22 protein-coding genes and 1 riboswitch are annotated in these 22282 nt (G+C 67.3%); of the genes, 11 read left to right on the top strand and 11 right to left on the bottom strand.

The window, feature by feature from the left end; genetic code table 11:
- Positions 1-184 precede the first annotated feature (184 nt).
- From ABD231_RS24770 to ABD231_RS24745, 6 genes are all read left to right on the top strand, one after another.
- Positions 185-1336, top strand: coding sequence for an L-histidine N(alpha)-methyltransferase (locus ABD231_RS24770; protein WP_344156556.1), 1152 nt, complete (start codon positions 185-187; stop codon positions 1334-1336).
- Positions 1333-1914, top strand: coding sequence for a hypothetical protein (locus ABD231_RS24765; RefSeq protein ID WP_344156553.1), 582 nt, complete (start codon positions 1333-1335; stop codon positions 1912-1914). Before ABD231_RS24770 ends, ABD231_RS24765 begins: the two co-directional genes overlap by 4 nt.
- Positions 1915-2039: 125 nt before the next feature.
- Positions 2040-4052, top strand: coding sequence for a ligand-binding sensor domain-containing protein (locus tag ABD231_RS24760; protein WP_344156549.1), 2013 nt, complete (start codon positions 2040-2042; stop codon positions 4050-4052).
- 45 nt (positions 4053-4097) lie between these two features.
- On the top strand, positions 4098-5396 hold the full coding sequence (locus ABD231_RS24755; protein ID WP_344156547.1) for an ABC transporter substrate-binding protein: 1299 nt from the start codon (positions 4098-4100) through the stop codon (positions 5394-5396).
- The gene (locus tag ABD231_RS24750) at positions 5393-6328 is read left to right on the top strand and encodes a carbohydrate ABC transporter permease (RefSeq protein WP_344156543.1); all 936 of its coding nucleotides are present in this window, start codon (positions 5393-5395) and stop codon (positions 6326-6328) included. The genes ABD231_RS24755 and ABD231_RS24750 overlap by 4 nt, the downstream gene beginning before the upstream one ends.
- Complete coding sequence (locus ABD231_RS24745; RefSeq protein ID WP_344156541.1) at positions 6328-7206, top strand: carbohydrate ABC transporter permease; 879 nt, start codon at positions 6328-6330, stop codon at positions 7204-7206. The genes ABD231_RS24750 and ABD231_RS24745 overlap by 1 nt, the downstream gene beginning before the upstream one ends.
- Positions 7207-8303: 1097 nt before the next feature.
- Here ABD231_RS24745 and ABD231_RS24740 read toward each other — a convergent pair.
- Positions 8304-8726: a nucleoside deaminase gene (locus ABD231_RS24740; RefSeq protein WP_344156538.1), complete on the bottom strand. Its 423-nt coding sequence runs from the start codon at positions 8724-8726 to the stop codon at positions 8304-8306.
- Positions 8723-9559, bottom strand: coding sequence for an LLM class flavin-dependent oxidoreductase (locus tag ABD231_RS24735; RefSeq protein WP_344156534.1), 837 nt, complete (start codon positions 9557-9559; stop codon positions 8723-8725). Before ABD231_RS24735 ends, ABD231_RS24740 begins: the two co-directional genes overlap by 4 nt.
- 93 nt (positions 9560-9652) lie before the next feature.
- On the opposite strand from ABD231_RS24735, the gene ABD231_RS24730 reads away from it, so the two are divergent.
- Positions 9653-10114 (top strand): Lrp/AsnC family transcriptional regulator, encoded by a 462-nt coding sequence (locus ABD231_RS24730; protein ID WP_344156532.1) that lies wholly within the window; start codon positions 9653-9655, stop codon positions 10112-10114.
- Here ABD231_RS24730 and ABD231_RS24725 read toward each other — a convergent pair.
- Together ABD231_RS24725 and ABD231_RS24720 are read right to left on the bottom strand one after the other, a co-directional pair.
- Entirely contained in the window at positions 10099-10548 is a 450-nt protein-coding gene (locus tag ABD231_RS24725) for a hypothetical protein (RefSeq protein ID WP_344156529.1), read from the bottom strand. The genes ABD231_RS24730 and ABD231_RS24725 overlap by 16 nt on opposite strands.
- 83 nt (positions 10549-10631) lie before the next feature.
- A complete protein-coding gene (locus tag ABD231_RS24720; protein WP_344156527.1) occupies positions 10632-11600 on the bottom strand; it encodes an LLM class flavin-dependent oxidoreductase in 969 nt (322 codons plus the stop codon).
- Positions 11601-11717: 117 nt separating this feature from the next.
- On the opposite strand from ABD231_RS24720, the gene ABD231_RS24715 reads away from it, so the two are divergent.
- From ABD231_RS24715 to ABD231_RS24705, 3 genes are all read left to right on the top strand, one after another.
- Entirely contained in the window at positions 11718-12836 is a 1119-nt protein-coding gene (locus ABD231_RS24715) for a mandelate racemase/muconate lactonizing enzyme family protein (protein WP_344156524.1), read from the top strand.
- An 8-nt stretch (positions 12837-12844) separates the two neighbouring features.
- The gene (locus tag ABD231_RS24710) at positions 12845-13801 is read left to right on the top strand and encodes a dihydrodipicolinate synthase family protein (protein ID WP_344156521.1); all 957 of its coding nucleotides are present in this window, start codon (positions 12845-12847) and stop codon (positions 13799-13801) included.
- Positions 13802-13969: 168 nt separating this feature from the next.
- Positions 13970-15193: a helix-turn-helix domain-containing protein gene (locus ABD231_RS24705; protein ID WP_344156518.1), complete on the top strand. Its 1224-nt coding sequence runs from the start codon at positions 13970-13972 to the stop codon at positions 15191-15193.
- 100 nt (positions 15194-15293) lie between these two features.
- On the opposite strand, the gene ABD231_RS24700 is transcribed toward ABD231_RS24705, so the two are convergent.
- From ABD231_RS24700 to ABD231_RS24680, 5 genes are all read right to left on the bottom strand, one after another.
- The gene (locus tag ABD231_RS24700) at positions 15294-16292 is read right to left on the bottom strand and encodes an alcohol dehydrogenase catalytic domain-containing protein (protein ID WP_344156515.1); all 999 of its coding nucleotides are present in this window, start codon (positions 16290-16292) and stop codon (positions 15294-15296) included.
- A gap of 56 nt (positions 16293-16348) precedes the next feature.
- The gene (locus tag ABD231_RS24695) at positions 16349-16624 is read right to left on the bottom strand and encodes a ubiquitin-like small modifier protein 1 (RefSeq protein ID WP_344156512.1); all 276 of its coding nucleotides are present in this window, start codon (positions 16622-16624) and stop codon (positions 16349-16351) included.
- Positions 16621-17886, bottom strand: a complete 1266-nt coding sequence (gene thrC / locus ABD231_RS24690) for a threonine synthase (protein ID WP_344156509.1) — start codon at positions 17884-17886, stop codon at positions 16621-16623. Before thrC ends, ABD231_RS24695 begins: the two co-directional genes overlap by 4 nt.
- A gap of 13 nt (positions 17887-17899) precedes the next feature.
- Positions 17900-18043: riboswitch (SAM riboswitch) on the bottom strand.
- A 64-nt stretch (positions 18044-18107) separates the two neighbouring features.
- Positions 18108-19331 carry a cation:proton antiporter gene (locus tag ABD231_RS24685; protein ID WP_344156506.1) on the bottom strand — a complete coding sequence of 408 codons (1224 nt, stop codon included), beginning with the start codon at positions 19329-19331 and terminating at the stop codon, positions 18108-18110.
- 19 nt (positions 19332-19350) lie between these two features.
- Complete coding sequence (locus ABD231_RS24680) at positions 19351-20283, bottom strand: DNA-3-methyladenine glycosylase family protein (RefSeq protein WP_344156503.1); 933 nt, start codon at positions 20281-20283, stop codon at positions 19351-19353.
- 55 nt (positions 20284-20338) lie between these two features.
- On the opposite strand from ABD231_RS24680, the gene ABD231_RS24675 reads away from it, so the two are divergent.
- Complete coding sequence (locus ABD231_RS24675) at positions 20339-20815, top strand: hypothetical protein (protein ID WP_344156500.1); 477 nt, start codon at positions 20339-20341, stop codon at positions 20813-20815.
- Here the strand turns inward: ABD231_RS24675 and otsB are convergent.
- Positions 20772-21605 carry a trehalose-phosphatase gene (gene otsB, locus ABD231_RS24670; RefSeq protein ID WP_344156497.1) on the bottom strand — a complete coding sequence of 278 codons (834 nt, stop codon included), beginning with the start codon at positions 21603-21605 and terminating at the stop codon, positions 20772-20774. The two genes, ABD231_RS24675 and otsB, sit on opposite strands and share 44 nt — an antisense overlap.
- On the bottom strand, positions 21602-22246 hold the full coding sequence (locus ABD231_RS24665; protein WP_344156494.1) for a LytR C-terminal domain-containing protein: 645 nt from the start codon (positions 22244-22246) through the stop codon (positions 21602-21604). Before ABD231_RS24665 ends, otsB begins: the two co-directional genes overlap by 4 nt.
- Between the last annotated feature and the right edge of the window lie 36 nt (positions 22247-22282).

Below are 22282 nucleotides of genomic sequence, written 5' to 3'. Positions count from 1 at the left end.
GGCGGCACAGGCCCCATGGACGACTGCCACAACGCCATGACCTGGCGATCGCGTCGGTACAGTCCCCATGAGGAGGCCGCGAGGCAGAGGCCGTCACGCCCGTCTGACGTACGGCGTTTTCCGGACTGCGCTTGTCGGCGGCAACCGGTAACCTGACCACTCACCGTGGGAGGGGTCGGAGAACGTGACAGAGCCGGTACACGTGGTCCGGAGGCTCGAGAAGGCGCTGGCCGACGACGACTTCTCGTGGACGTTCGTGCTGGTGGGCGAGGACCAGACCGACAAGCTCGCCACGCTGACCGGTGACCTGCGCGGCCCGGTCTCGGAGACCGGCGACGGCAAGGAGATCACCTCCGGCTTCGCCTACTGGGGCATCGGCCCGACGATCGCCTGGGCGAACGCGACCAGCGACCCGTTCTACCTGGTGATGAAGGCCGGCACCGAGTCCTTCCAGCGGCACTGGCGCAAGGTCAAACCGCATGTGGACAAGGGCGGTTTCCACTTCGTCAGCCTCGGTATCGGGACCGGCGTGAAAGACCGGACGATCCTGGAGGACCTGCGCCGGCGCAACCCGGACATGTTCTACATCCCGGTCGACATGAGCTCGGAGATGCTCCGGCTCGGCGGTCAGGAATCGGTCCGCAGCGGCCACTTCCCGATCTCCCAGGTGCTGCCGGTCCAGATCGACTTCTCGATCCGCGACAACATGTCCGAGCTGGCCCAGATGCTCGGCCGGCTGATCGGTGACGAGCCGCTGCTCTACAGCCTGACCGGGAACACGCTGGCCAACTTCGACGACGACGAAGACCTGCTGCAGCTGATCACCGACGTACTGCGCCCGCAGGACCGGCTGCTGCTCGAGGTGGCCAGCACGACCCGGCTGGACGCGGAGTCGGCGAAGGCGGCCGCTGACGAGTACCACCAGACCAGGGCGTTCACCGAGTTCGTCACCAGCGCGCTGCGCTACAACACCGATCTGAAGGTCGACAACGACCAGATCAAGTTCATCGGCGAGATCGAGGACGACGACGCGCTCCTGGTGAAGGTCGTCTGGCAGAACGACACCCGCGAGGCGATCCGGATGGGCCTGCCGGACCACACCGAGGTCGTGCTGCCGATCGGCGACACCATCCGGCTCTACACGACCCGGAAGTACTCGACCACCCGGCTGAAGCGGCTCACCACCGCCTGCGAGCTGACACCGATCGAGGCGATCCAGTCCCAGTTCCGGTATCAGCGCCGACCGAACCCGTTCGGCCTCGAGCTGCTGCTGCTCGCCCCGGCATCCTCCGGCGAGCACGACCGCACCTTGGCCGACGACATCTGGGCGCGATGAGACGTCGCTGGGCGACCCACCGCCGTACCGTCGTCACGGCGATCAGCTACGGCTTGCTCGGCCTGGCGTTCACGCTGGGCGTCATCTGGTTCTTCTGGCCGGAGAACTCGCGCTGGGAGCCTGCGGTCAACTCGCTGACGCTGGTCGCGGGGCTCACCGGCATCTTCGTCGAACGGCTGACGGCCGAGGCAGAACGCCGTACCGAAGTCCTGCGGGCTGTCGGCGACGAGCTGCGCGAGAACACCCGCCTGCTGAACGACGCGCGCTTCTCGCCGGAGGCACCGTCCACCCGGCACATCTATCCGCGGCTGGTGGTGTCGGCGGTCGACCTGGCGCTGGTCTCCGGCGCACTCGGTCTGCACCGGGACGCCGAGCTGGTCCGCGAGCTGCACCGCTGGCGCGACACGGTGAACCTGTTCAACCGGCGGCTCGACCTGACCGAGATCAGCACCTTCTCCGCGACCGCGTCAGAGGCCGAGCTGGCCGCCTTCCACCGGGCCCTGCATCGCCAGGACAGCTTCTTCACCAGCACTCGCGACCAGCTGAAGACGCTGCTCGCGAAGATGCCCGTGCTCTAACGGGCACCCCCGAAACCTCGCTCACGCTGCCACAAGTGGCAATTCATGCCGAGCCGTTGACTTAATCATGCCATCGGCGCTTACTTTCGGACAGGACCGTAAATACGGCACCCCCGGAGGCTTCGTTGCGTTTCTTCCGTCCGCTCCTCGCCCTGACCGTTGCCACTGCCCTGATCGCCACCCCGGCAGTGCCCACCGTGGCGGCCGGCCCGCCACACGCCGAGGCCGTCTCCCTCGGCGTACCACTGTCCGACGTACTGCTGATCGGCGGCACCGTCGCGCCCGGACCCGGCGGCAAGACCGCGATCTGGAACATCTCGTCCGGCGTACCGGCGTACTTGAACGCGCTCGACCCGGTGAACGGCACCAGCCTGCTCTCGACGCCACTGCCCGGCGCCGAGGGCAGCTACACCGTCGTCGCGACTCCGGCCGGCACGATCTATGTCGGCAGCTACAACAACGGCCACCTGTACCGGCTGCGGCCCGGCGCGACCGCGGTCGAGGACCTCGGTCGGCCGGTGGCCAGCGAATCCTTCATCTGGGCGCTGACTACCGACGACCAGGGCAACGTGTACGGCGGCACCTACCCCGGCGGCCGCGTGTTCCGGTTCGACGACACCACCGGCGCGATCCGCGACTACGGCAAGATCATCGCGGACCAGCCGTACGTCAAGAGCATCGGCTACGCGAACGGCAAGCTCTACACGGGATCGCTGCCGGACGCGCACGTGATGGAGATCGACGCCACCACCGGCGCCGCCACCGAGCTTCCCCCGCCGCCGAACCTCGGCGACCCGAAGCTCAAGTCCGTCTACGACCTCAGCGTCCGCGGCGGCCGCGTCTACATCCGGGTCGGCGGCGCGTTCCCGATGCCGATGTACGTCTGGGACATCGCGTCCCGCACCTGGGTCGACGAGATCCAGCAGGCCCACGGCCTGGACATCTCACCGCTCGGCGCCAACGGCGAGCTCTACTTCATCCAGGCCAGCGAGCTGCGGAAGTACGACCCGGCCACCAAGACGCTGACCGGCACCGGGCTGCGGTTCACCGGCCGGATCCAGAACGCACGCTCGATCGGGTACGCCGACCTCGGGCTGCCCGACTATCCGGGGACGAGTGTGATCGGCACGCTGTGGCGCGGCGAGGAGTTCCGCTACAACCCGCAGACCGGGAAGTCCGAGATCTTCCTGACCAACGTGCGACGCGAACCGATCGACATCCTCGGCCTCTCCGGTGGTGACCGCAACGTCTACACCGGCGGCTATCTGAACGGCGGAGTCTCGGTCACCGATCCGAAGACCGGCGTCACCAAGTTCAACCGCTTCTCGCAGACCGAGCAGACCTACGAGGGCTCCGACGGCAAGGTCTGGATCGGCACCTATCCGGAGGCGCGGCTCTACTCCTACGACCCGCGCCAGACCTGGAACAGCGTCGAGTACTCACCCGGCCCGGTCGGCAGCCCGGAGAACCCGAAGCTCGCGGTCAACCTGAAGCCCGCCTTCCAGAACCGCGCCCGCGCATTGGTCGAGGTGAACGGCAAGATCGCGGTCGGCACGGTCCCGGAGGGCGACCGCCTCGGCGGCGCGCTCGCCTTCTACGATCCACAGTCCGGTACCACCGAGACGTACCGGAACGTCGTTCAGGACGAGAGCGTCTTCGGTCTGACCGCTCGTCAAGGAATCGTGTACGGCGGTACGTCGATCACCGGCGGACTCGGTACCACGAAGCCGACCCGGGAGTCCGGAACCGTGTTCGCGTGGGATGTCGAGGGCAAGCGGAAACTCTGGGAAACGGTGCCGGTGACCAAGGCACCGACCGTGTCGTCGGTGACGTTCGGGCCGGACGGAACGCTGTGGGGCGTGGCCGGCAAGACCGTGTTCGCGATGGACCCGCGGTATGGGACAGTGCTGAGGTCCTTCGTCCTCGGGACGACCTCCCAGACCGGAGACATCGTCGCGACCAGGGACGGGGTGTACGTCAGCATCGACCTGAACAAGATCTACCGGATCGCCCCCGGCGACCGGGCGACGCCGAAGCTGTACCTTGAGCACCCGCACCGGCGGCTCGCGGTCCAGGGTGGGCAGCGGCTGATCTTCAGCAACGGGCCCGAACTGTTCCGAGTCGATATCAAACGTTGACAGCAGAAATTCCTTCCCACTACTTTCGGTCCTGACCGTTATTCGGTGAACAACTTTCCGGCCTGTGCCGGCATCCAGGGGGTTGTGATGAAATCCACCGTCCGCCGTATCGCGGCGCCACTGACCGCACTCGTCCTCACCGCCGCCCTCGTATCGTGTGGCGGGAGCGACGGATCCGCCGACAAGAAGAAGACCGTCACCCTCTGGATGTACCCGGTGATCGCCGACCAGGCCGCCAGTGACACCTACTGGAAGAAGGTCGAGACCGACTTCGAGGCCGCCAACTCCGGGTTCGACCTCAACATCGAGCCGCAGCCCTGGGACAAGCGCGACGAGAAGCTCGCCACCGCGTTCGCCGGCAAGAAGGGCCCGGACGTCGTCCTGCTGATCCCCGACCAGCTCCCGCAGTACGTGAAGAACGGCTCGCTCGAGCCGGTCGGCGACGTGGTCGAGGCCGACAAGAGCAAGTTCCTGCCGAACGCGATCCCCGGCCTGACCGTCGAGGGCAAGGTCTACGGCGCGCCGATCTACCACACCGTCACCACGACCATCTACAACAAGACCGTGCTGGGCAAGGCCGGCATCACCAAGCCGCCGGCCACCTGGGACGAGATCAAGGCGGCCGCGCCGAAGCTGAAGGCGGCCGGGTTCTCCACCCTCGACTACTCGGCCTCGCCGGAGGCCACGCTGAACCTGAACTTCTACCCGCTGCTCTGGCAGGCCGGCGGCAAGGTCTTCGCCGACGACGGCAAGTCCGTCGCCTTCAACCAGGCCCCGGGCCTGGAGGCGCTGACCTTCCTGAAGACCCTGTGGGACGAGGGCGCCGTACCGAAGAGCGCGCTGACCAACGGCAACGCGATCGAGAACCAGCCGATCGGCAAGGGGCAGGTCGCGATGGCCTTCACCGCCACGCCGGCCAACGCGGCATTGGCCGCCAAGAGCTGGGGCGTCGACAACACCGAGGTCGGTGCACCGCTGACCGGCGCCAAGCAGGTCGGGTACGGGATTCCCGGCGGCCTCTCGGTGAACGCGGGCTCGGAGAACATCGACGGGGCGAAGAAGTTCCTGTCGTTCATGATCCAGCCGCCGCAGCTCGAGGCGATGAGCAAGGCGACCGGCTACTTCACCCCGCGCACCGACGCGAAGGTCGAGGTCACCGATCCGTTGACGCAGAAGTTCGGCCCGGCGCTGCAGTGCGCCTTCCCCGGTGAGCCCAACCCGGCCGCCCGCCAGATCATGGCGCTGCTGAGCGTCGAGATCCAGGCCGTGCTGACCGGCAAGAAGACACCGCAACAGGCACTCGACGACGCTGCCCAGCAGGGCAACGCCCTCCTGGGTCGATGACCCAGGTCGGCGTCGACCGGAACTCCCCCGCCCGCCGCCCGCGACCCGTACCTCTCAGGGGGCGGCACGGTCCGCGGCGGCGGGCGTGGGTCGGGCTGGTGTTCGTGGCGCCGATGCTGGCGCTGTTCCTGGCCTTCCGCTTCCTGCCGGCGGTCGGCGCCGTCTGGCTGTCGCTGACCGACTACCGGCTCAGCGGCCGCTGGAAATTCATTGCCTTCGACAACTACACCAGGCTGCTGCAGGACGAGCTGTTCCACCAAAGCCTGGTGGTCACCCTCACCTACACCCTGATCTTCGTCCCCCTGACAGTGCTGATCTCGCTCGGTACGGCGTTGCTGCTGCAACAAGTGGTCTGGCAGCGCGGGTTCTTCCGCGGCGTCTTCTTCCTCCCGTACGTGACGAGCATCGTGCTCGCCGCGGTCATCTGGAAGTGGATCTACGATGCCCAGGACGGCCTGCTGAACGCCGTACTCGGGCTGGTCTCGATCGGCCCGGTCGACTTCCTCGGCTCGGACAACTCCGTCCTGGCGTCGATCGCGGTCACGTCCGCCTGGAAAGGCTTCGGCTACTCGATGCTGATCCTGCTCGCCGGCCTGCAGGCGGTCCCGCCGTCGTACCTGGAGGCCGCGATGATCGACGGCGCCTCGGCCTGGCAGCGGTTCCGCTACATCACCATCCCGCAGATCCGGCCGGTGCTGTTCTTCGTGCTGGTGATCGAGACGATCAGCGCCTTCCAGGTCTTCGACGCGATGTACGTGATGACCGGCGGCGGCCCGGTCCGGTCCAGCTACTCGCTCGTCTATCTCCTGTACGACAGCGGTTTCAAGTTCTTCGACTTCGGTTACGCGAGCGCGATCGGCATCATGCTCTTCTTCATCGTGCTGATCATCTCGCTCGTCCAACGCCGCCTCGTCGGGAGGGACAACGACTGATGGTGAACCTCCTCGACCGCCCGTCCACCCGCCGTACGACGTCCTCGACGTCGGGTGCTCGCCCCTCGCGACCGGTGGCGCGACTGACGCTGCCGACCCTGCTCGCCCTGACCGCGATCGTCACCGTGCTCCCGTTCGTCGCCATGGTGCTGGTCGCCTTCGCACCCCCGAGCGGCCAAACCTTCCCCGACGCCTTCTACCCGTCCCGCTGGACCTTCGAGAACTTCACCCGAGTCCTGTCCAGCTCCGACATCCCCCGCTGGACAGTCAACTCGCTGCTCTACTCGCTGGTGTCCGTCGTCTTCGTCCTGCTCTTCGCCGCCATGGCCGGCTACGCCTTCGCGAAGAAGCGCTTCCCCGGCCGCGAGCTGATGTTCTGGGCGTTCCTGGCCACCCTGATGGTCCCCTTCCAGGCGACCCTCATCCCGTCGTACATCCTGATCTCCCGCCTCGACTGGGTCGACAGCTACTGGGGCCTGATCGTCCCCACCCTGGCCAACTCCCAAGCCGTCTTCCTGCTCCGCCAGTTCATCAGCCAACTCCCCGACGAACTCTTCGAAGCAGCCGAAATCGACGGCGCCCCCGAATGGAAAATCTTCACCCTGATCGTGATGCCCCTGATCCGCCCAGCACTGGCCACCCTAGGCATCTTCGTCTTCCTCTGGCACTGGAACGACTTCCTCTGGCCCTTGGTCATAGGCCAATCCGCCAACATGCAAACCCTGACCGTAGGCCTGGCCACCCTCCAAACCCAGTCAGTCCCCATCAACCAAATCATGGCCGGCGCCACCATCACGGTCATCCCCAGCCTCCTGGTCTTCGGCCTACTCCAGCGCTACCTAACCGACAGCATCACCATGTCGGGTCTGAAGGGTTAATCCCCACCCACCCTCGTGCGACCAAGAGCGGCGGTCGGCAGGCGATGCCGGACCATCGCAGGACCGCCTCGGTACGTGGTCACTCGCACCCAACTGCGTCGGTAAGAACACGTACTAGTCGCCGCCTCGGCACCGACTGAGCGTGGCAACCCCGACCGACACCGATAGTCGGGTACCACTACGTGTCCGTACCGACAGCTCCCACAGCTCGCAGTCGCCCGGTCCTGCCGAAGATGCCGACGGACAGGACATACAGGCCTACTACATGCCGTCGCCACGCTCACCGCGCCGAGCCCCAACCCCACATCGCGCGACACCTCCTGTCCATCGACAGATCGCGAGCGGCGTAACCACAACTCCTTCGTGCGACTACTAAGAGGAATCCACCGCACCTCCGCATGGTCGGCGTCTCGTGTACCTGGTGCGGAAACTGCACAAGGACAGGACGTATAGGCCTAGTACATGCGGTCAGCACGCTCACCGCACCGCGCGCCAGCACCAAATTGGGCGACACGTCCTGTCCTTCAGCAGATCGGCGTTGCCGCGACCGCCCACCCGCTGGTCACCACAGCTACTTCTCGACGCAACCAGCGAAGGCGGATCCACCAGAGCCCGCGCCGAAGGCGCCAAAGGAGAGCCGCCGCCGGAGGCGGTGCCCTTTCTGGCCGACGAGCTGCGGAAGGACAGGACGTGTAGGCCTAGTACATGCCGTCGCCACGCTCACCGCGCCAGGCACCGGGACCAAACCAGCCATATACGTCCTGTTCCTCGGCAGATCGGCTTTGCCGCGGCCACCCACCCATCACCACAACTGCTTCTTGGCGCAATCCACCGAAGGCGGATCCACCAGAGCCCCGCGCCGAAGGCGGTGACCTTCTGGCCTACGAGCTGCGGAAGGACAGGATGTATGCGCCTACTGCATGCCGTCGCCACGCTCACTGCACCGGGCTCAACCCCCACATCGCACGACACCTCCTGTCCTTCGGCGGAGCGGCTTCGCCCGGCCATCCACAACCTCACCACAGCTGCTTCTTCGCGCGACCACCGAGGGCGGATCCACCGGGGTCTTCGCCGGAGGTGGTGGCTTTTGGGTGGGGTTAGTTGTAGTAGCCGTCGATGGGGAGGCGGGCTTCTTCGAAGAGGTTGGGGCCAGATTGGGGGACTGCGGGGAAGTTGCCGGTGGGTTTCAGGGTGCCTAGTTGGTCGCCGGAGAGGGCGTAGACGACGTTGCCTAGGCCGGAGCGGGCTAGGGCGCCTGCGCACATGCCGCAGGGTTCGCAGCTGGTGTACATGGTGGTTGCGGCTGCTACGTCGGCGGGGAGTTCACGGGCGGCCCAGACGGCTAGTTTCAGTTCGGGGTGGTGGCTGATGTCGGATTCGGTGATGGTGGTGTTCTGGGCTTCGGCGAGGACCGTGCCGTCGGGGCCTACGAGGAGCGAACCGAAGGGTGGGTTGCCGGCTTCGCGGGCGGCTGCGGCCAAGGCGATGGCTCGGCGGAGGAAGGTTTCGGACGAGGTCATGTCAGTTCCTGTCGGAGGGTAGCGAGGGCTTGCCACGCGGTTTCGGGGTGTTCGGTCTCGGCGGGATCGCCATGGAAGGGATCGAGTACGACGCTCGTAGCGCCAAGCTCACGCAGTACGGCGAAATCGGCGAGCACCTGGTCGATCGACCCCTCACCGGCTACCCGCGACTCCTCGGGCAACGGTGACGCGGTGAGCCGGAGCAGGATCCGCGGCGCGAACGCGGGGACCGGCCGACCCTCGGCCGCTGCGATCTCGGCCAGCTGTTCGGTTGCCGTGCGCAACCAGTCGATGCGGTTCCGGAGCGGATGCCAGGCATCACCCAACAGCACGGTACGACGCATCGCCGCCGTACTGCGGCCGCCGACCCACAACGGGATGTGCCCGGCACCGTAGTCGGCGGTGTCGGCCCAGGCCGAGCGCAAAGTGGTCAGCAACGAATCCGTCGCCCGACCGCGCCGCGAGTGTTCAGCACCGAGCGCCGCGAACTCCTGCTGCGCCCACCCGGCACCGACCCCGAGCACCAGCCGACCGCCGCTCAGCGCATTCAGGTTCGCTGCCATCCGAGCCACCAGCAACGGATGCCGGTACCCCGCGATCAGAACCGTCGTACCAAGCCGCACCCGCGACGTGATCCCCGCCAGCCAACTCAACGTGGTGAACGGCTCGTAGAACGGCGCCGGATACTGCTCCGCAACATCCGGCGTGATCACCACATGGTCCGAAACCATCAACAGGTCGTACCCGAGCCCCTCAACCACCTGAGCCCACTCACGCAACCGATCCGGATTCGTACCGGGCCCAAAATTCGGGACGTTCACGCCGATTTCCACCCCGCCAGGCTATCCAGGCAGCAGTCCACTCCTGAAGAGACTTCTCCCGGCAAAACCAGCACCCGACCACGAATTCCCCGGTAGATTAGCCATATGACCGAGACTCTCGATGCGATCGACTGGGCGGTGCTGACCGAGCTGCAGACCGACGCACGGCTGTCGCTCAGCGAGCTAGGCCGCCGCGTCAACCTGAGCGCCTCGGCAACGACAGAGCGCGTACGGCGACTGGAGTCGCTCGGTGTCATCACCGGCTACCGGGCGGACGTCGACCTGGCGAAGGTCGGCTACCCCGTGCTCGCCGTCGTACGGCTGAAGTATCCCGGCAACAAGCACGAGCCGCTCAAGCGCCTGCTCGCCGAGCGCAGCGAGTTCCTCGAATGCCTGCGCACCACCGGCGACGACTGCTACACCCTCAAAGTCGCCGCCGCTTCCATGCCGCACCTGGAGGAGCTCGTCAACCAGCTCACCGAGTTCGGCAGCACCACGACCAACATCGTCTACTCCCAAACCCAGCCGTACCGCGGTCCTCGGCAACAGGCTCAGCGGCTCCAGTAATAGAACTCGTGCAGTTGCATTGAGGTGTCGATGATGAACAGGTACTGACTGCTCAACGTCTCGGCGTCGATATCCGCCTGAAGCATGACGGCTGCACCATCGCCAACGAGTCCGAGCTGGTAGGTGTAGAAGGTCTCGCCAAGTCGCCGAGCCACCGCCGCGGCAACCGCATCTATAGCGGACTGCCGATTGCCATAGCCGACCGGCGCCGGCGGAACGAAGACCGAGATCGGTTCACTCCACGCCGCAGCTGCCGACGGCGTCACCGCACCGAGCCGGTCGGACCACGGCGCCAGCGTCCGGCCGATCCGCGCGACGGTGTTCATCGACCGATGGACCGGCGTCGCCGTCCCTTCGTCGAACTGCATGATCGGCCGCGCACCAGGCGACGCAACCGTCCGGAAGCGGTCTGACAGGTCGGTGATCTCGAGCATCCTGGCTACCCCTTCGACGACAGGACCTCAGTCCAGCACCATCCAACCTCACACCGCACAATGCGTCAGCAACCTGCCAGGGCTCAGCCGTTCAGCTCCCCAAAGGCTTCGATGGCGCGCAGAGCGTCCGTCTGGGACATCCCGGGCGGCTGAATACGCAGGATGATGCCGTCAGCACCCATCTCCTCGTAGTGGGCGATCCGCTCAGCGCACTCCGCGGACGAGCCGATGACGCTGCGGTCCGCGATGTCATCCCAGCCCTGGGTGTAGCGGCTGGCATCGGCGGAAGTCCGCTTCCAGCCGGTATACGCGTCGTACAGATCCCGCAAGGGCTCCTCCAACGCCTTACGTGCCTCCTGCGACGTCGGAGCAGCGAAACCCTCTCGGCACAGGATGGTCTCCGCACCGAGCGTGCCCTCACCCCGCGGATACCCCTGGTACTCCGCGATCTTCGCCGGCAGATCAGCATCCAGCTCGTTGAACGACGTCGTCCACCCGTCACACGTCCGCGCGGTCCGCTCCAGTACGGCGGACACTCGCCCACCGTTCCACAGTCGGGGCCGGGGCGATTGCACCGGCCGCGGCGACAGGTACGCGTCCTGCAGACTGGTGAAACGACCCTCGTACGTCACCGACTCCGAAGTCCACAACCGGGTGACGATCTCCAGGCACTCCTCGAACCGCGCAACCCGCTCGCGCTGCGTCACGCCGTACAGGGCGAACTCCTCCGGCCGATACCCGAGCACGAACCCTGCTGTGACCCGGCCGCCGGATAGAACATCCAAGTGCGCAAGCGTCTCGGCCAGTACGACGGGCTGGTACAGCGGCGCGACGATCCCTGCCGTGGCGATCCCGATGGTCGACGTGTGGGCGGCCAGCCAGGTCAGCGAGGTGAGGATCTCGTGGTACCCAGGCCGGTGCAGATGCCGTTCACCGAGCACCACCCACTCGAACCCGGCCTGCTCGGCCAGCCGCGCCTGCTCGACCGCATCGGCCAGTTGCGGGCGCTCGCTGTCGGTGCCGTACAGGTTGAGATACAGACCCAGCCGCATCAGGGTGCCACCTTCCGTTGACAGAGAGCACTCAGGGTATTTACGGTCTTGACCGTAAGTCCTTTTGCGTCGGAATGCGACCCCTAACCGCCTGATGGTGTCCCTAAGGAGCCGACCATGACTGTTCTATCGCACCCGGTGGGCCTCCCGGCCGGTACCGGATCGGCCCCGATCAGCGCGATCCGGACGCGAGTGGTCAGGGCGCCGTACCGTCGCCCGTTCCAGATCAGCAGTGGGATCAGCACGGATCTGATCAGTCTGGTGGTCGAGATCCACACTGCCGACGGCGCGGTCGGGATCGGCGAGACGTCCCCGATGACGGCGTACACCGGGGAGACCCTGGCAGGTGTCACCGCCGCGATCGAGGAGCACCTCGCGCCCGCTCTGATCGGCCGGGACCCGCTCGACCGGGCCGGTGCACATGTAGTCATGGACGGCGTCCTCCGCGGCCAGCACGTGGCCAAGTCCGGCCTGGACATCGCCCTGTACGACCTGGCCGGCCGTCTGAGCGGTTGGCCGGTGCATGCGCTGCTCGGGGGCAGCATCCGGAGCCGGGTGCAGACCGCCTGGGTGGTCGGCCTGGGGACGCTCGACGAGATGGCTGCCGAGGCCGCTGAGTACTCCGCGCGCGGTTTCCAGCATCTGAAGGTCAAAGGCGGCCATGACCCGGCCAAGGACCTCGAACTGATCCGTGCGGTTCGTGCGGCGATACCTGCGGACACTGAGCTGTGTCTGGACGCCAACGAGGGGTACGACGCGACTACGTCGTTGCCCTACCTGGCGAAGATGACAGCGGCCGGTCTGAGCCTGCTGGAGCAGCCGCTCCCCCGCTGGGACCTGGCGGGGATGGTTCGGCTGCGGGAGCGGCTCGACGTCCGGGTGATGGCCGACGAGAGCATGCACTCGTTGCACGATGCCCTGGAGATCGTACGGCGCGGGGCGGCCGACGTACTGAACATCAAGATCCTGAAGGTCGGCGGACTGCACCGGGCGCTGCAGATCGCCAATCTGGCCGAGGCTGCGGGTCTGGCGGTGAAGATAGGCTCGATGCCGGAGCTGGGCGTCGCCACGCTGGCCGCAGTCCACCTGGCCGCCGCCGTACCGGGTGCAACCGTTGCGGCCGACCTGGTGGGGCCGCTGCTGGTCGAGGAGGACCCGCTGGCTCCGAGTGTGTTTGCCGACTGCAAAGGCTGGATCGACGTACCCACCCGACCTGGCCTCGGCCACGACGTCTGAGAGGTCCCATGCATCCCCTCGTCGAGCAGCTGCGCGGCACAGTCCTCCCTGCGGTCTTCACACCGATGGACAGCAACGGAGTCATCGCGTACGACGCTTTGATCCCATATGCGACTGCTATCGCGGCCCAGGAGATCGGTGGGATCGCGGTGTGGGCCCACACCGGCCGTGGGCTGTACCTGAGTGCCGCCGACCGCACCAAGGTGCTGGAAACGTGGCGCCAGGCCACCAAAGCTCCGATCGTGGCCGGAGTCGGCGTACCGCGGTCGGAGTCCCCGCAGAGCCTGCAGGACGCGGCCGATCTGACTGTGGCGATGTCCCTGCAGGCAGCGGACGCCGGAGCGGACGCAGTGATGGTCTATCCGCTCGCTCGGCTGGCGGAGTCGCCGGACGGGCACGAGCAGGCCGTGAAGCTGCACGAGCGAGTCGCTACGGAGAGCGGGCTGCCGCTGGTCGGTTTCTACCTGCACGGCGAGGCAGGTGGGTATCCGTACCCACCGGAGCTCATCCGGGATCTGCTGAGCCTCGATGCGATGCTCGGGGTCAAGACAGCGACGCTGGACCGGGCTATCGGGACGCAGGACGCCATCTGGGCCGGGCGAGACACCGGCAAGCTGCTGATCACAGGTGAGGACCGCATGTACGGTCCGTCGTTCATGTGGGGTGCAGATACGGCCCTGGTCGGTATTGCATCAGCACAGGTCGAGCTGTCGGTCGCCGTACTGCGGGCTTGGCGGGCCGGCGATCACAGCGCATTCCTGACCGCTTCCGAGCGGCTGGACCGGTTCGCGGCAGCCACGTTCTACGCACCGATCGAGGGCTATGTGCAGCGGATGATCTGGGCGGCCGTATGGGAGGGCCTGATCCCGGAGGAGGCCGCGCACGACCCCTATGGCCCGGAGCTGCCCAGCAGCGAGCGCGACCTGGTGATCCGCACGCTCGAGGAGCTGCAGTCCGACAAGTGAGGTGGCGCGCTCCCTCCATCGCTCCACCACACCTCGTCCGCAGCCGACCGGCAATCGCCTCGCAGCAATTATGGTCTTGACCGAAACTAAGAGACTCTGCTTCGATCGTCAAGAGTTCGGCCGGGCTGCATTACAGTGCATGACAGTGCACGGCATGGGGGTGTGGTGATGGCAGTCGTGGTCGGCGTTGTCGGTCCGGAGGACGTCGTGCAGCGCGTGATCGCGACCGGTCCGCCGACCGGAGCCACCCTGCAACCCCTGTCGTACCGGCACGAGACCGAGACGATCGAGCTCGTCGTACAGTCCCAGGAGCAGCTCGACGCCCTCCTCTTCACCGGCATCGTCCCGTACACGATCGCCACCGAAGCCGGCGTCGTCGACCGCCCGGCCATGTACGTCTCGTACGACGGCGCCACGCTCCTGCGCGCCTTGGTCGAACTGCTCCGGCTCGGTCACAACGTCACCCAGTTCTCGATCGACACGCTCCGGCGCAGTGAGGTCCTGGAGACACTGATCGAGGCGAAGCTCCCGACCGACCAGATCCAGGTGCTGCCGTACCGGCCCGGCCTGACCTCGGACGACATCGTCACCTTCCACCGCAGCGCCCGCGACAAGCACGACACCAAGATCGCGATCAGCTGCCTGGGTTCGGCGTTCCACCTGCTCGAGAACGAGATGCCCTCGGTCCGCCTGGTCCCGTCGCGCTACTCGATCCGCTCGACCCTGCAGGCACTGGTCCTCACCACCAGCGGCCAACACGTCGGCGACGCCCAGGTCGCCCTCGGCATCGTCGACCTCCCCGAACCCGACGACGCCCTGGCCGGCGACCTCATCACCCTCGGCGGCAGCCTCGCCCTCCTCCCCGACGGCCGCCACCTGGTCGTCACCACCCGCGGACTGCTCGAGCAGGCGACCGAACAGTTCACCCGCATGCCGCTACTCGACCACCTCGCCGCGCGACACAGCACGGCGTACGTCGGCTTCGGTATCGGCCGCACCGCGGCGGAAGCAGAAGCCCTGGCCCGCCGGGCAGTCGGACGCGCCGGCTCGATCGGTACCGTGGCCGGCGTCGTCTCGATGTCCGACGACGTCGAGATCGTCCTGGAACCCTCCGGCGACCAACCCACCATCCCCCGCGGCGCCGAAAGCCTCCCCCTGCTGGCCCGCCGCGTAGGCCTCAACCCGGCAACCCTCGCCCGCATGCGCGAACTAACCGCCAAGAACCCCGACGGCCTAACCACCCAAGACGTAGCCGACCACCTAGCAGTCCAACTCCGAACCGCCCGACGAGTCCTCAAACGCCTAGAACGAGCCGGCCTGGCCGACCCCATCGCCACCCAACAACACGGCCGAACCGGCCGACCCCCCACCATCTACGCCATCCGCCTGTAAGCATCTCGTGGGTTGACCCACGAGCTTGTGGGTTCTGCACCCGCATGCGATGGGGGAACCCACAAGCTGATGGGGGAACCCAGCAGATGCCGTCGGCGCGTCAGGGGGTGATGATGGTGACGCCGGCGGGGGTGCCGTCGCTCAGCGCGGCCAGGGCGGCTGGGGTTTCGTCGAGGGTGATGGTGCGGGTGATCAGGGCGGCGGGGTTTAGGTTGCCTTGGGCAACTTGATCGAGCATTTCGGGGTAGGCGTGGGCGGGCATGCCGTGGCTGCCCAGCCATTGGAGTTCCTGGCCGATCAGCCGACTGACATCGAGTTGTACGCCGGACGGCAGCAGCCCGATCTGGACATGCCGACCGCGTGGCCGGAGTACCCGGAGAGCGTGCTGCACGAGGTCGTTCGAGCCAAGCGCGTCGAACGTGACGTGAGCGTCCAGGTCGACTCCGACGGTCGTGCTCAGCGTTTCGACGGCGCCGTATTCGGCGGCCAACTGAAGTGCAGCCGGGTTCGTGTCGACCGCGACCACCCGCGCGCCCGCGGCGGCGGCGATCATCACCGCCGACAGGCCGACCCCACCGCAGCCGTAGACCACCACGGTCTCGCCGGCCTCGACCTTCCCCACCTGACGAACAGCCCGGTACGACGTCGCAAACCGGCAACCCAGCCCAGCCGCCGTACCGAAGTCGAGTTCGTCCGGCAGCCGCACGAGATTCACCTGCGCGTACGGAATCGCGACGTACTCTGCGAACGAGCCCCAATAGTTGAACCCTGGCTGCAGCTGATTCGGGCACACCTGCTGATTGCCCGCAGCGCACTCCGCACACGAACCACAAGCGCAGATGAACGGCGTCGTCACCCGATCCCCGACCTGCCACCCCTCGACCCCGGCCCCGACAGCCGCAATCGTCCCCGCCAACTCATGCCCAGGCACGTGCGGCAACACGATGTCCGAGTCGTGCCCCATCCACCCATGCCAGTCACTCCGGCACAGCCCGGTCGCCTCCACCTTCAGCACCACAGCCCCCGCAGCCACCTCCGGCTCCGGAACCTCCCGCACCTCGGGCACAACGCCGTACTTCTCAATCACCACTGCGCGCATGGCGTCACCCTACGCAGTGGTGGTTCCGGACGAACGCCCGGAACCACCGCGGAAACTCAGCCGCCGGCTACGGCTGGGATGATCGAGACCTGGCCGCCGTCCTTGATCGCGGTCTGCAGGCCGTCGGCGAAGCGGACGTCGTCGTCATCGACGTAGACGTTCACGAAGCGGCGCAGTTCGCCGGACTCATCGAGGACGCGGGACTTGATGCCCGGGTACGACGTGTCGAGCGACTCCAGCACCTCGGTCAGCGTCGCGCCCTCGGCGGACACCTCGGAGACGCCCTGGGTGTAGGGCCGGAGGATGGTCGGGACGCGAACACTCACACTCACTGCAGGCCTGCCTTCACGAAGGCGTCGTACGACGCGGGGATGGTCACCTTCGGGCCGACCCGGTCGGCCACGGCGTCGAGCGTCTTGAGCCCGTCGCCGGAGTTGATGATCACCGTCTCGGCGTCGGGGTCGAGCTGACCGGTCTCGATCAGCTTCTTCAGGGTCGCGACGGTCACCCCGCCGGCGGTCTCGGTGAAGATGCCCTCGGTGCGGGCGAGCAACTGGATGCCGTCGACGACTTCCTCGTCGGAGACGTCCTCGATCACACCACCGGTACGACGCGCGACGTCGAGCACGTACGGTCCGTCGGCCGGGTTGCCGATGGCGAGCGACTTCGCGATCGTGTCCGGCTTGACCGGCTTCACCACGTCGTACCCGTCGCGGAACGCCTGCGCGACCGGCGAGCAGCCGGTGGCCTGGGCGCCGTAGATCTTGTAGTCGGTGGCGTCGACCAGCCCGAGCTTGCCGAGCTCGGTGAAGCCCTTGTCGATCTTGGTGAGCTGCGAACCGGACGCGACCGGGATCACGACCTGCTGCGGGATCCGCCAGCCGAGTTGTTCGGCGATCTCGAACGCCAGCGTCTTGGAGCCCTCGGAGTAGTACGGGCGGACGTTGACGTTGACGAACGCCCAGCCGTCCTCCTCACCGGCGATCTCGGAGGCCAGCTTGTTGACGTCGTCGTAGTTACCGTCGACGGCCACCAGGGTCCCGCCGTACACGGCCGTGGTGATGATCTTGGGCCGCTCGAGGTCCTTCGGGATGAAGACGACCGAGCGGATCCCGGCCCGGGCGGCGGCCGCGGCGACGGCGTTGGCCAGGTTGCCGGTGGAGGGGCAGGCGAAGACCTTCATGCCGAGCTCGCGGGTGGCACTCAGGGCACTGGCCACGACCCGGTCCTTGAAGGAGTGGGTCGGGTTGCCGGAGTCGTCCTTCACCCAGAGCTTGCGCAGCCCGAGCTCGCGGGCCAGGTTCTGTGCGTCGATGAGCCGGGTGTAGCCGGGCTCGGTGTTCGGGAAGCTGGCCACGTCGACGGGGACGGGCAGCAGTGGCTGGTAGCGCCAGATGTTCTTGGGGCCGGCCTCGATCTGTTCGCGGGTGATGGTCGGGAACTCGTACCCGACCTCGAGCGGACCGAAGCACTCCATACAGGCGTAGAACGGACCGAGCGGCGACTTCGCCCCACACGCGCGACAGCTCAGGTGCGTACCGTTGCCAAAGGCACCTTCACGGATGGTGTGGGTAGCGGCGGTGGCCAGGCTCATGAGTGAGGTTCCCCTCTCATCTTCCCCGCGGCACCGGATCTCGATGGCGGGACGGATTTGGCACCGTTCCACCGTGAGTGGCCCCAGGGCGGGGTCTCGACGGGGAGGGTTGCCGGGACTTCAACGGGCCGTTTCCCTCAGTCCCTCTGGATGAGCTGCCCCGAGGTTACCCAATCGAGGCCGGATCACACCCTCCGACTTCCAGCATGCGAGACGCCGTCTCATGTACGGCGCTCCAGGAAACGCATCACCGGAGTCGCCGCGACGCCGTGCAGGACGACACTCAGAATGATCGTGAACCCCAGCGTCGCCCACAGCCAGGGCAGCTCCGCGCGGAAGTGCATCCCGACCGCCGCGAGGTAGTAGATCGAGGACACGCCACGCACCCCGAACGCTGCTGTAGCCCACGCTTCGGTCCGGCTCAGCCCGCTCCGGATGAGCGACAGCCGACCAACAATCGGCCGTACGACGAGCACCAGCAGCAGGCCGATCAGCACACCGGACCAGGTCAGCGGCTCGAGCAGTCCGGCGGTCACGGCGACACCGAGGAGCAGCAGGACACCCCAGGTCAGAATGTGTTCGAGCTCACCGATGAAATCGTGCAGCTCGTTGTGGAAATCGTGACTGCGCTCGGCCGCTCGCAATGTGAGGGCGGCGACGAAGACTGCGATGAACCCGTACCCGTGGAGTACTTCGGTGAGCCCGTAAACGCCGAGCGTCATGGCCAGTGCGAGGACAGGCTCCCGCGAATCCGCCAGCCGCAGACTGTGCGCCCGAGCCGAGAACGTCATCCGGCCCAGTAACCACCCGGCCCCGAAACCGACCGCGACCCCGATCACCACCTTGCCGATCACGTCCCAGGCGACCCACTCGACCGGCGCGAAACTCTTGGTGGCGAGAAAGACTGCGAGGTAGACGAACGGCGCCGCGAGCCCGTCGTTCAGGCCCGCTTCAGAAGTGAGCGCGAACCGCACCTCGTCGTCCTCGTCGACCTCGGCGCCTTCACCGGTGGTCGGCCCGCCGACCTGCACATCCGAGGCCAGCACCGGGTCGGTGGGCGCCAGCACCGCAGAGATCAGCAGCGCCGTGGCCGGTGCGAGGCCGAGCAGCCAGCCCACGCCGGTCAGCGCCGCGACCCCCGCGGGCATCGCGATGAACAGCAGCCGCCACGTCACGCCCCAGTGCAGGAGACTGATCGGTCGGTCGATCGCCAGACCGACACCCATCAGCGCGATGATCACCGTCAGCTCGGCCAGGTGCTTGGTGATCTCCGGTTCGGCAATCGGGCTGAGCTGCGCCCGGTCCACGACCAGGCCGAGCAGCATTCCCCCGGCGAGGAACGCGATCGGCGCAGAGACGGCGTACCGGGAGAGCAGTCGCGGCAGCACTGCGCCGAGCAGGAGGGCGAGGCCCGCGACCAGGTACAGCCCGTCCCCATTGATCACCCCCGTCTAGTGCCCCGCGCTACCGCAGACGATGCGTTGCGCCTGGGGTGTGCGTCGGCAGCGCCTTCCGAGGGCCGTACCGCGGATGGCTGATCCCGGCCAGCTCCAGCAACCGCTGCACGCGGAACCGATGACCGCGGTACGGCTCGATCAGCTCGGCGCAGCCGTCGTCGTCGAGCTCCTCGCCGATCAGCGCGTACGACACGTTGCGGGACACGTGATAGTCCGCGAACGAGAACGCATCCGCGTCACCATGCGCACGCTGCCGCACCTCGGCCGCCGTCCACACCCCGACCCCCGGCAACGACCGCAGCCGCCGCTCGATCTCGGCCGAGTCGGTCAGCTCCAGCGTCCGCTCCAGCGCCTTCGCCCGGGTCGCCGCCGTCACCACGACCCGCGACCGCCGCCCCTCGACGCCCGCCCGCAACCACTGCCAGGACGGAATCAGCCGCCACTCCTCCGGCGCCGGCGGCACCATCATCCGCCGCCCCTCCGGCCCACCGGGCCCCGGCGCAGGCTCGCCGTACACGGTCAGCAGCTGCCGCCACCCCCGGAACGCTTCCTTCCCCGTCACCACCTGCTCGATCCCCGCGGCCGCCATCGCCTCGAACACCGCCCGAGTCCGCGGCACCCGCAGATGCGGAAACCGCCGCGCCGCCTCCACCAACACCGGATGCACCGCCAACGGCGCGAACCCCTCCCAACTGTCCGCCTCCCCCAGCAACTCCGGCACCCCGTCCAACGCCCACTCCGCCCCAGCCCCCCAAGCCTCCGCCTCAACCTCCAACTGCCGCGGCGTCAGCCGCAACAACACCGGCCCCTCAGGAGTCCGAGTAGCCCGCCAAACAGTCCGCCCGTCATACACGTACGCCGGATCCCCCGGCCCCTTCCGCAAACCACCGATGACCGAGTGCGGATCCACCACCCGCCCCGGCCGCCAAACCCGCATCATCGAACCCACCCGCCAAGTCTTACCCACCCCACCGACAGAACTCATACTGAGCCGTATGACTGGGTGGCAGTGGGTGAAGTTGGTGGGGAACTTTGTCAATCTGTCCACGCTGGCCGGGTTCGTGGTGGCGAAGATCGGGCGGGCTCGGGTGACGCGGGGGCCGCGGGGGTTGTTCTTTGCCAACGGGTACCGGGTGGGGTTTCCGGTGGCGGGGGCGTTCACGATCGGGAACGTGGTGCTGAGCAAGCACGAGGTGTCGTACTTCGCGGACGAGCTGCTGGTGAAGCACGAGGAGCGGCATTCGTGGCAGTACTTCTGCTTGCTGGGGTTGCCGATGTTGCCTTTGTACGTCGTGGGTGTGGTCGTCTCGTGGTTGCTGACCGGGGATCCGGCGTCGCGGAATCCGTTCGAGCGGATGGCCAGTCTGAAGGACGGCGGTTATGTCGAGCGGCCGGTGCAGCCGATCGGGCGGACGGTGGCGCAGGCGGTCAGCGCGCTGCGATCGCGTCCGAGAGGGCCGTCAGGACCGTGACGACGCCGGTGGGGTCGTCTACGACGATGTCGGCGGCTTCGATCAGCTCGGTGGCGCCGGAGGAGCGAGTGGCGAGCAGTACGGCGTTCAGACCGGTTCTGCGGCCTTCTTCGACTGCTCGGAACGCGGCCAGGTCGCCTAGGTCGTCACCCGCGTAGAGGATCGACTGTGCGCCGGTCGACTCGAATAGGCGGCGCAGGGCGACGCCCTTGTCGATTCCGGGCGGGCGGAGCTCCAGAACCAGGTTGCCCGGCTCCAGGCGGAGCTGGGTGGCATCGGCCAGCTCGGTGAGCGGCGTACGGAGTCGGGCGAACGCACCGGCCGGATCGGTCACGCGGCGCGTGTGGACGGCCAGAGAGCTCTCTTTGTCCTCCACGAAGGCATCTGGCACACCGGCGACGCTCAGGAGCTCAGGAAGCCGCTCACGCGCCACAGCGACACCCGGCGGGACCGGGTCGCTGGTGATCTTGCCGGTGGACGCCTCCCACTGCTCCAGGCCGTAGTGACCCAGTACGACGAGGCTGCCGAGCCCGGGGTGTCCCGTGACGCCGGTCAGCTCCGTGGCGACCAGTGCGGGTCGACCGGTCACGATGGCCACCTGGCACACCGAGCGGGCCAGCCGGGCCAGTGCGTCGAGTGCACCGTCGACAGGACGCGCCCTGGCCGGGTCCTCGACCAACGGGGACAGGACGCCGTCGAAATCGGTGGCGATCACCGCACTGGCCGGGTCGGCGACGATCGCCTGCCAGCCTGCGTGACCGAGGTCGGTCTGGATGACCGGCGTACTCATCCGGTGTAGTCCGAGGTCAGGATCACCGTCAGGCGGTCCTTCTTCATGTTGTCCAGCGCCGGCTTGGTCCGGCCGATACCCAGGTCGCGGGCGAGCTGGTTGGCCGCCTGCACCATCCCCGGCGGGTAGTAGACCGTTGTCTCGACGATCTTGCCGTGCCAGTTGTCCACACCGGACACCGTCCAGCCGGACTGCCGCGCACGCCCCGCGACCTGCTCGGCGAAGCCCTTGCGCGGAGTGTTGTTGTAGATCTCTGCAGCCGGGCGCGCAGCCGTCGGAATCGTCGTCGGCTTGGTAGCCGGCGGCTGCGTGGGCTCAGTCGGAACAGTCTTGGGCGGCGCAGTGGTCGGCACGGTCGTCGGTGCGGTGGTCGGTGCCGTGGTGGGCTTCCGGGGCGGCACGCTGGCCACGATGGTCGACGGCCCACCGGACGGCTTGGCCGACGGCTTCGGCGAGCTGCTGCCCTTCGGCTCGTCCGCAGTGCTGTCGTGCCCACGCGTGCCGAACAGCACGAGCAGGCCGCCGACCACAGCAACGACGGCAACCACAGCGACCAGGGACGAGAGCACCTGGCCCTTGTCGCCCTTAGGGCGTGGCTTGCCACTCCACGCCGTAGCGAGCAGGTGCTCGGTGCGGTGCATCGGCGTGCTGGATCGGAGGTCTCGATGCGGAGCATC

Source organism: Kribbella yunnanensis (assembly GCF_039529655.1).
Taxonomy (GTDB): domain Bacteria; phylum Actinomycetota; class Actinomycetes; order Propionibacteriales; family Kribbellaceae; genus Kribbella; species Kribbella yunnanensis.
The sequence above is the reverse complement of the archived record's forward strand: the minus strand, read 5'-3'. Positions and strand labels throughout refer to the sequence as shown.

Coding starts and splice junctions, on each gene's coding strand:
- ABD231_RS24765 (WP_344156553.1), top strand. CDS start 1,333: ATGAGACGTCGCTGGGCGACCCACCGCCGTACCGTCGTCACGGCGATC.
- ABD231_RS24750 (WP_344156543.1), top strand. CDS start 5,393: ATGACCCAGGTCGGCGTCGACCGGAACTCCCCCGCCCGCCGCCCGCGA.
- ABD231_RS24745 (WP_344156541.1), top strand. CDS start 6,328: ATGGTGAACCTCCTCGACCGCCCGTCCACCCGCCGTACGACGTCCTCG.
- ABD231_RS24740 (WP_344156538.1), bottom strand. CDS start 8,726: ATGACCTCGTCCGAAACCTTCCTCCGCCGAGCCATCGCCTTGGCCGCA.
- ABD231_RS24730 (WP_344156532.1), top strand. CDS start 9,653: ATGACCGAGACTCTCGATGCGATCGACTGGGCGGTGCTGACCGAGCTG.
- ABD231_RS24725 (WP_344156529.1), bottom strand. CDS start 10,548: ATGCTCGAGATCACCGACCTGTCAGACCGCTTCCGGACGGTTGCGTCG.
- ABD231_RS24720 (WP_344156527.1), bottom strand. CDS start 11,600: ATGCGGCTGGGTCTGTATCTCAACCTGTACGGCACCGACAGCGAGCGC.
- ABD231_RS24715 (WP_344156524.1), top strand. CDS start 11,718: ATGACTGTTCTATCGCACCCGGTGGGCCTCCCGGCCGGTACCGGATCG.
- ABD231_RS24710 (WP_344156521.1), top strand. CDS start 12,845: ATGCATCCCCTCGTCGAGCAGCTGCGCGGCACAGTCCTCCCTGCGGTC.
- ABD231_RS24705 (WP_344156518.1), top strand. CDS start 13,970: ATGGCAGTCGTGGTCGGCGTTGTCGGTCCGGAGGACGTCGTGCAGCGC.
- ABD231_RS24700 (WP_344156515.1), bottom strand. CDS start 16,292: ATGCGCGCAGTGGTGATTGAGAAGTACGGCGTTGTGCCCGAGGTGCGG.
- thrC (WP_344156509.1), bottom strand. CDS start 17,886: ATGAGCCTGGCCACCGCCGCTACCCACACCATCCGTGAAGGTGCCTTT.
- ABD231_RS24680 (WP_344156503.1), bottom strand. CDS start 20,283: ATGATGCGGGTTTGGCGGCCGGGGCGGGTGGTGGATCCGCACTCGGTC.
- ABD231_RS24675 (WP_344156500.1), top strand. CDS start 20,339: ATGACTGGGTGGCAGTGGGTGAAGTTGGTGGGGAACTTTGTCAATCTG.
- otsB (WP_344156497.1), bottom strand. CDS start 21,605: ATGAGTACGCCGGTCATCCAGACCGACCTCGGTCACGCAGGCTGGCAG.
- ABD231_RS24665 (WP_344156494.1), bottom strand. CDS start 22,246: ATGCACCGCACCGAGCACCTGCTCGCTACGGCGTGGAGTGGCAAGCCA.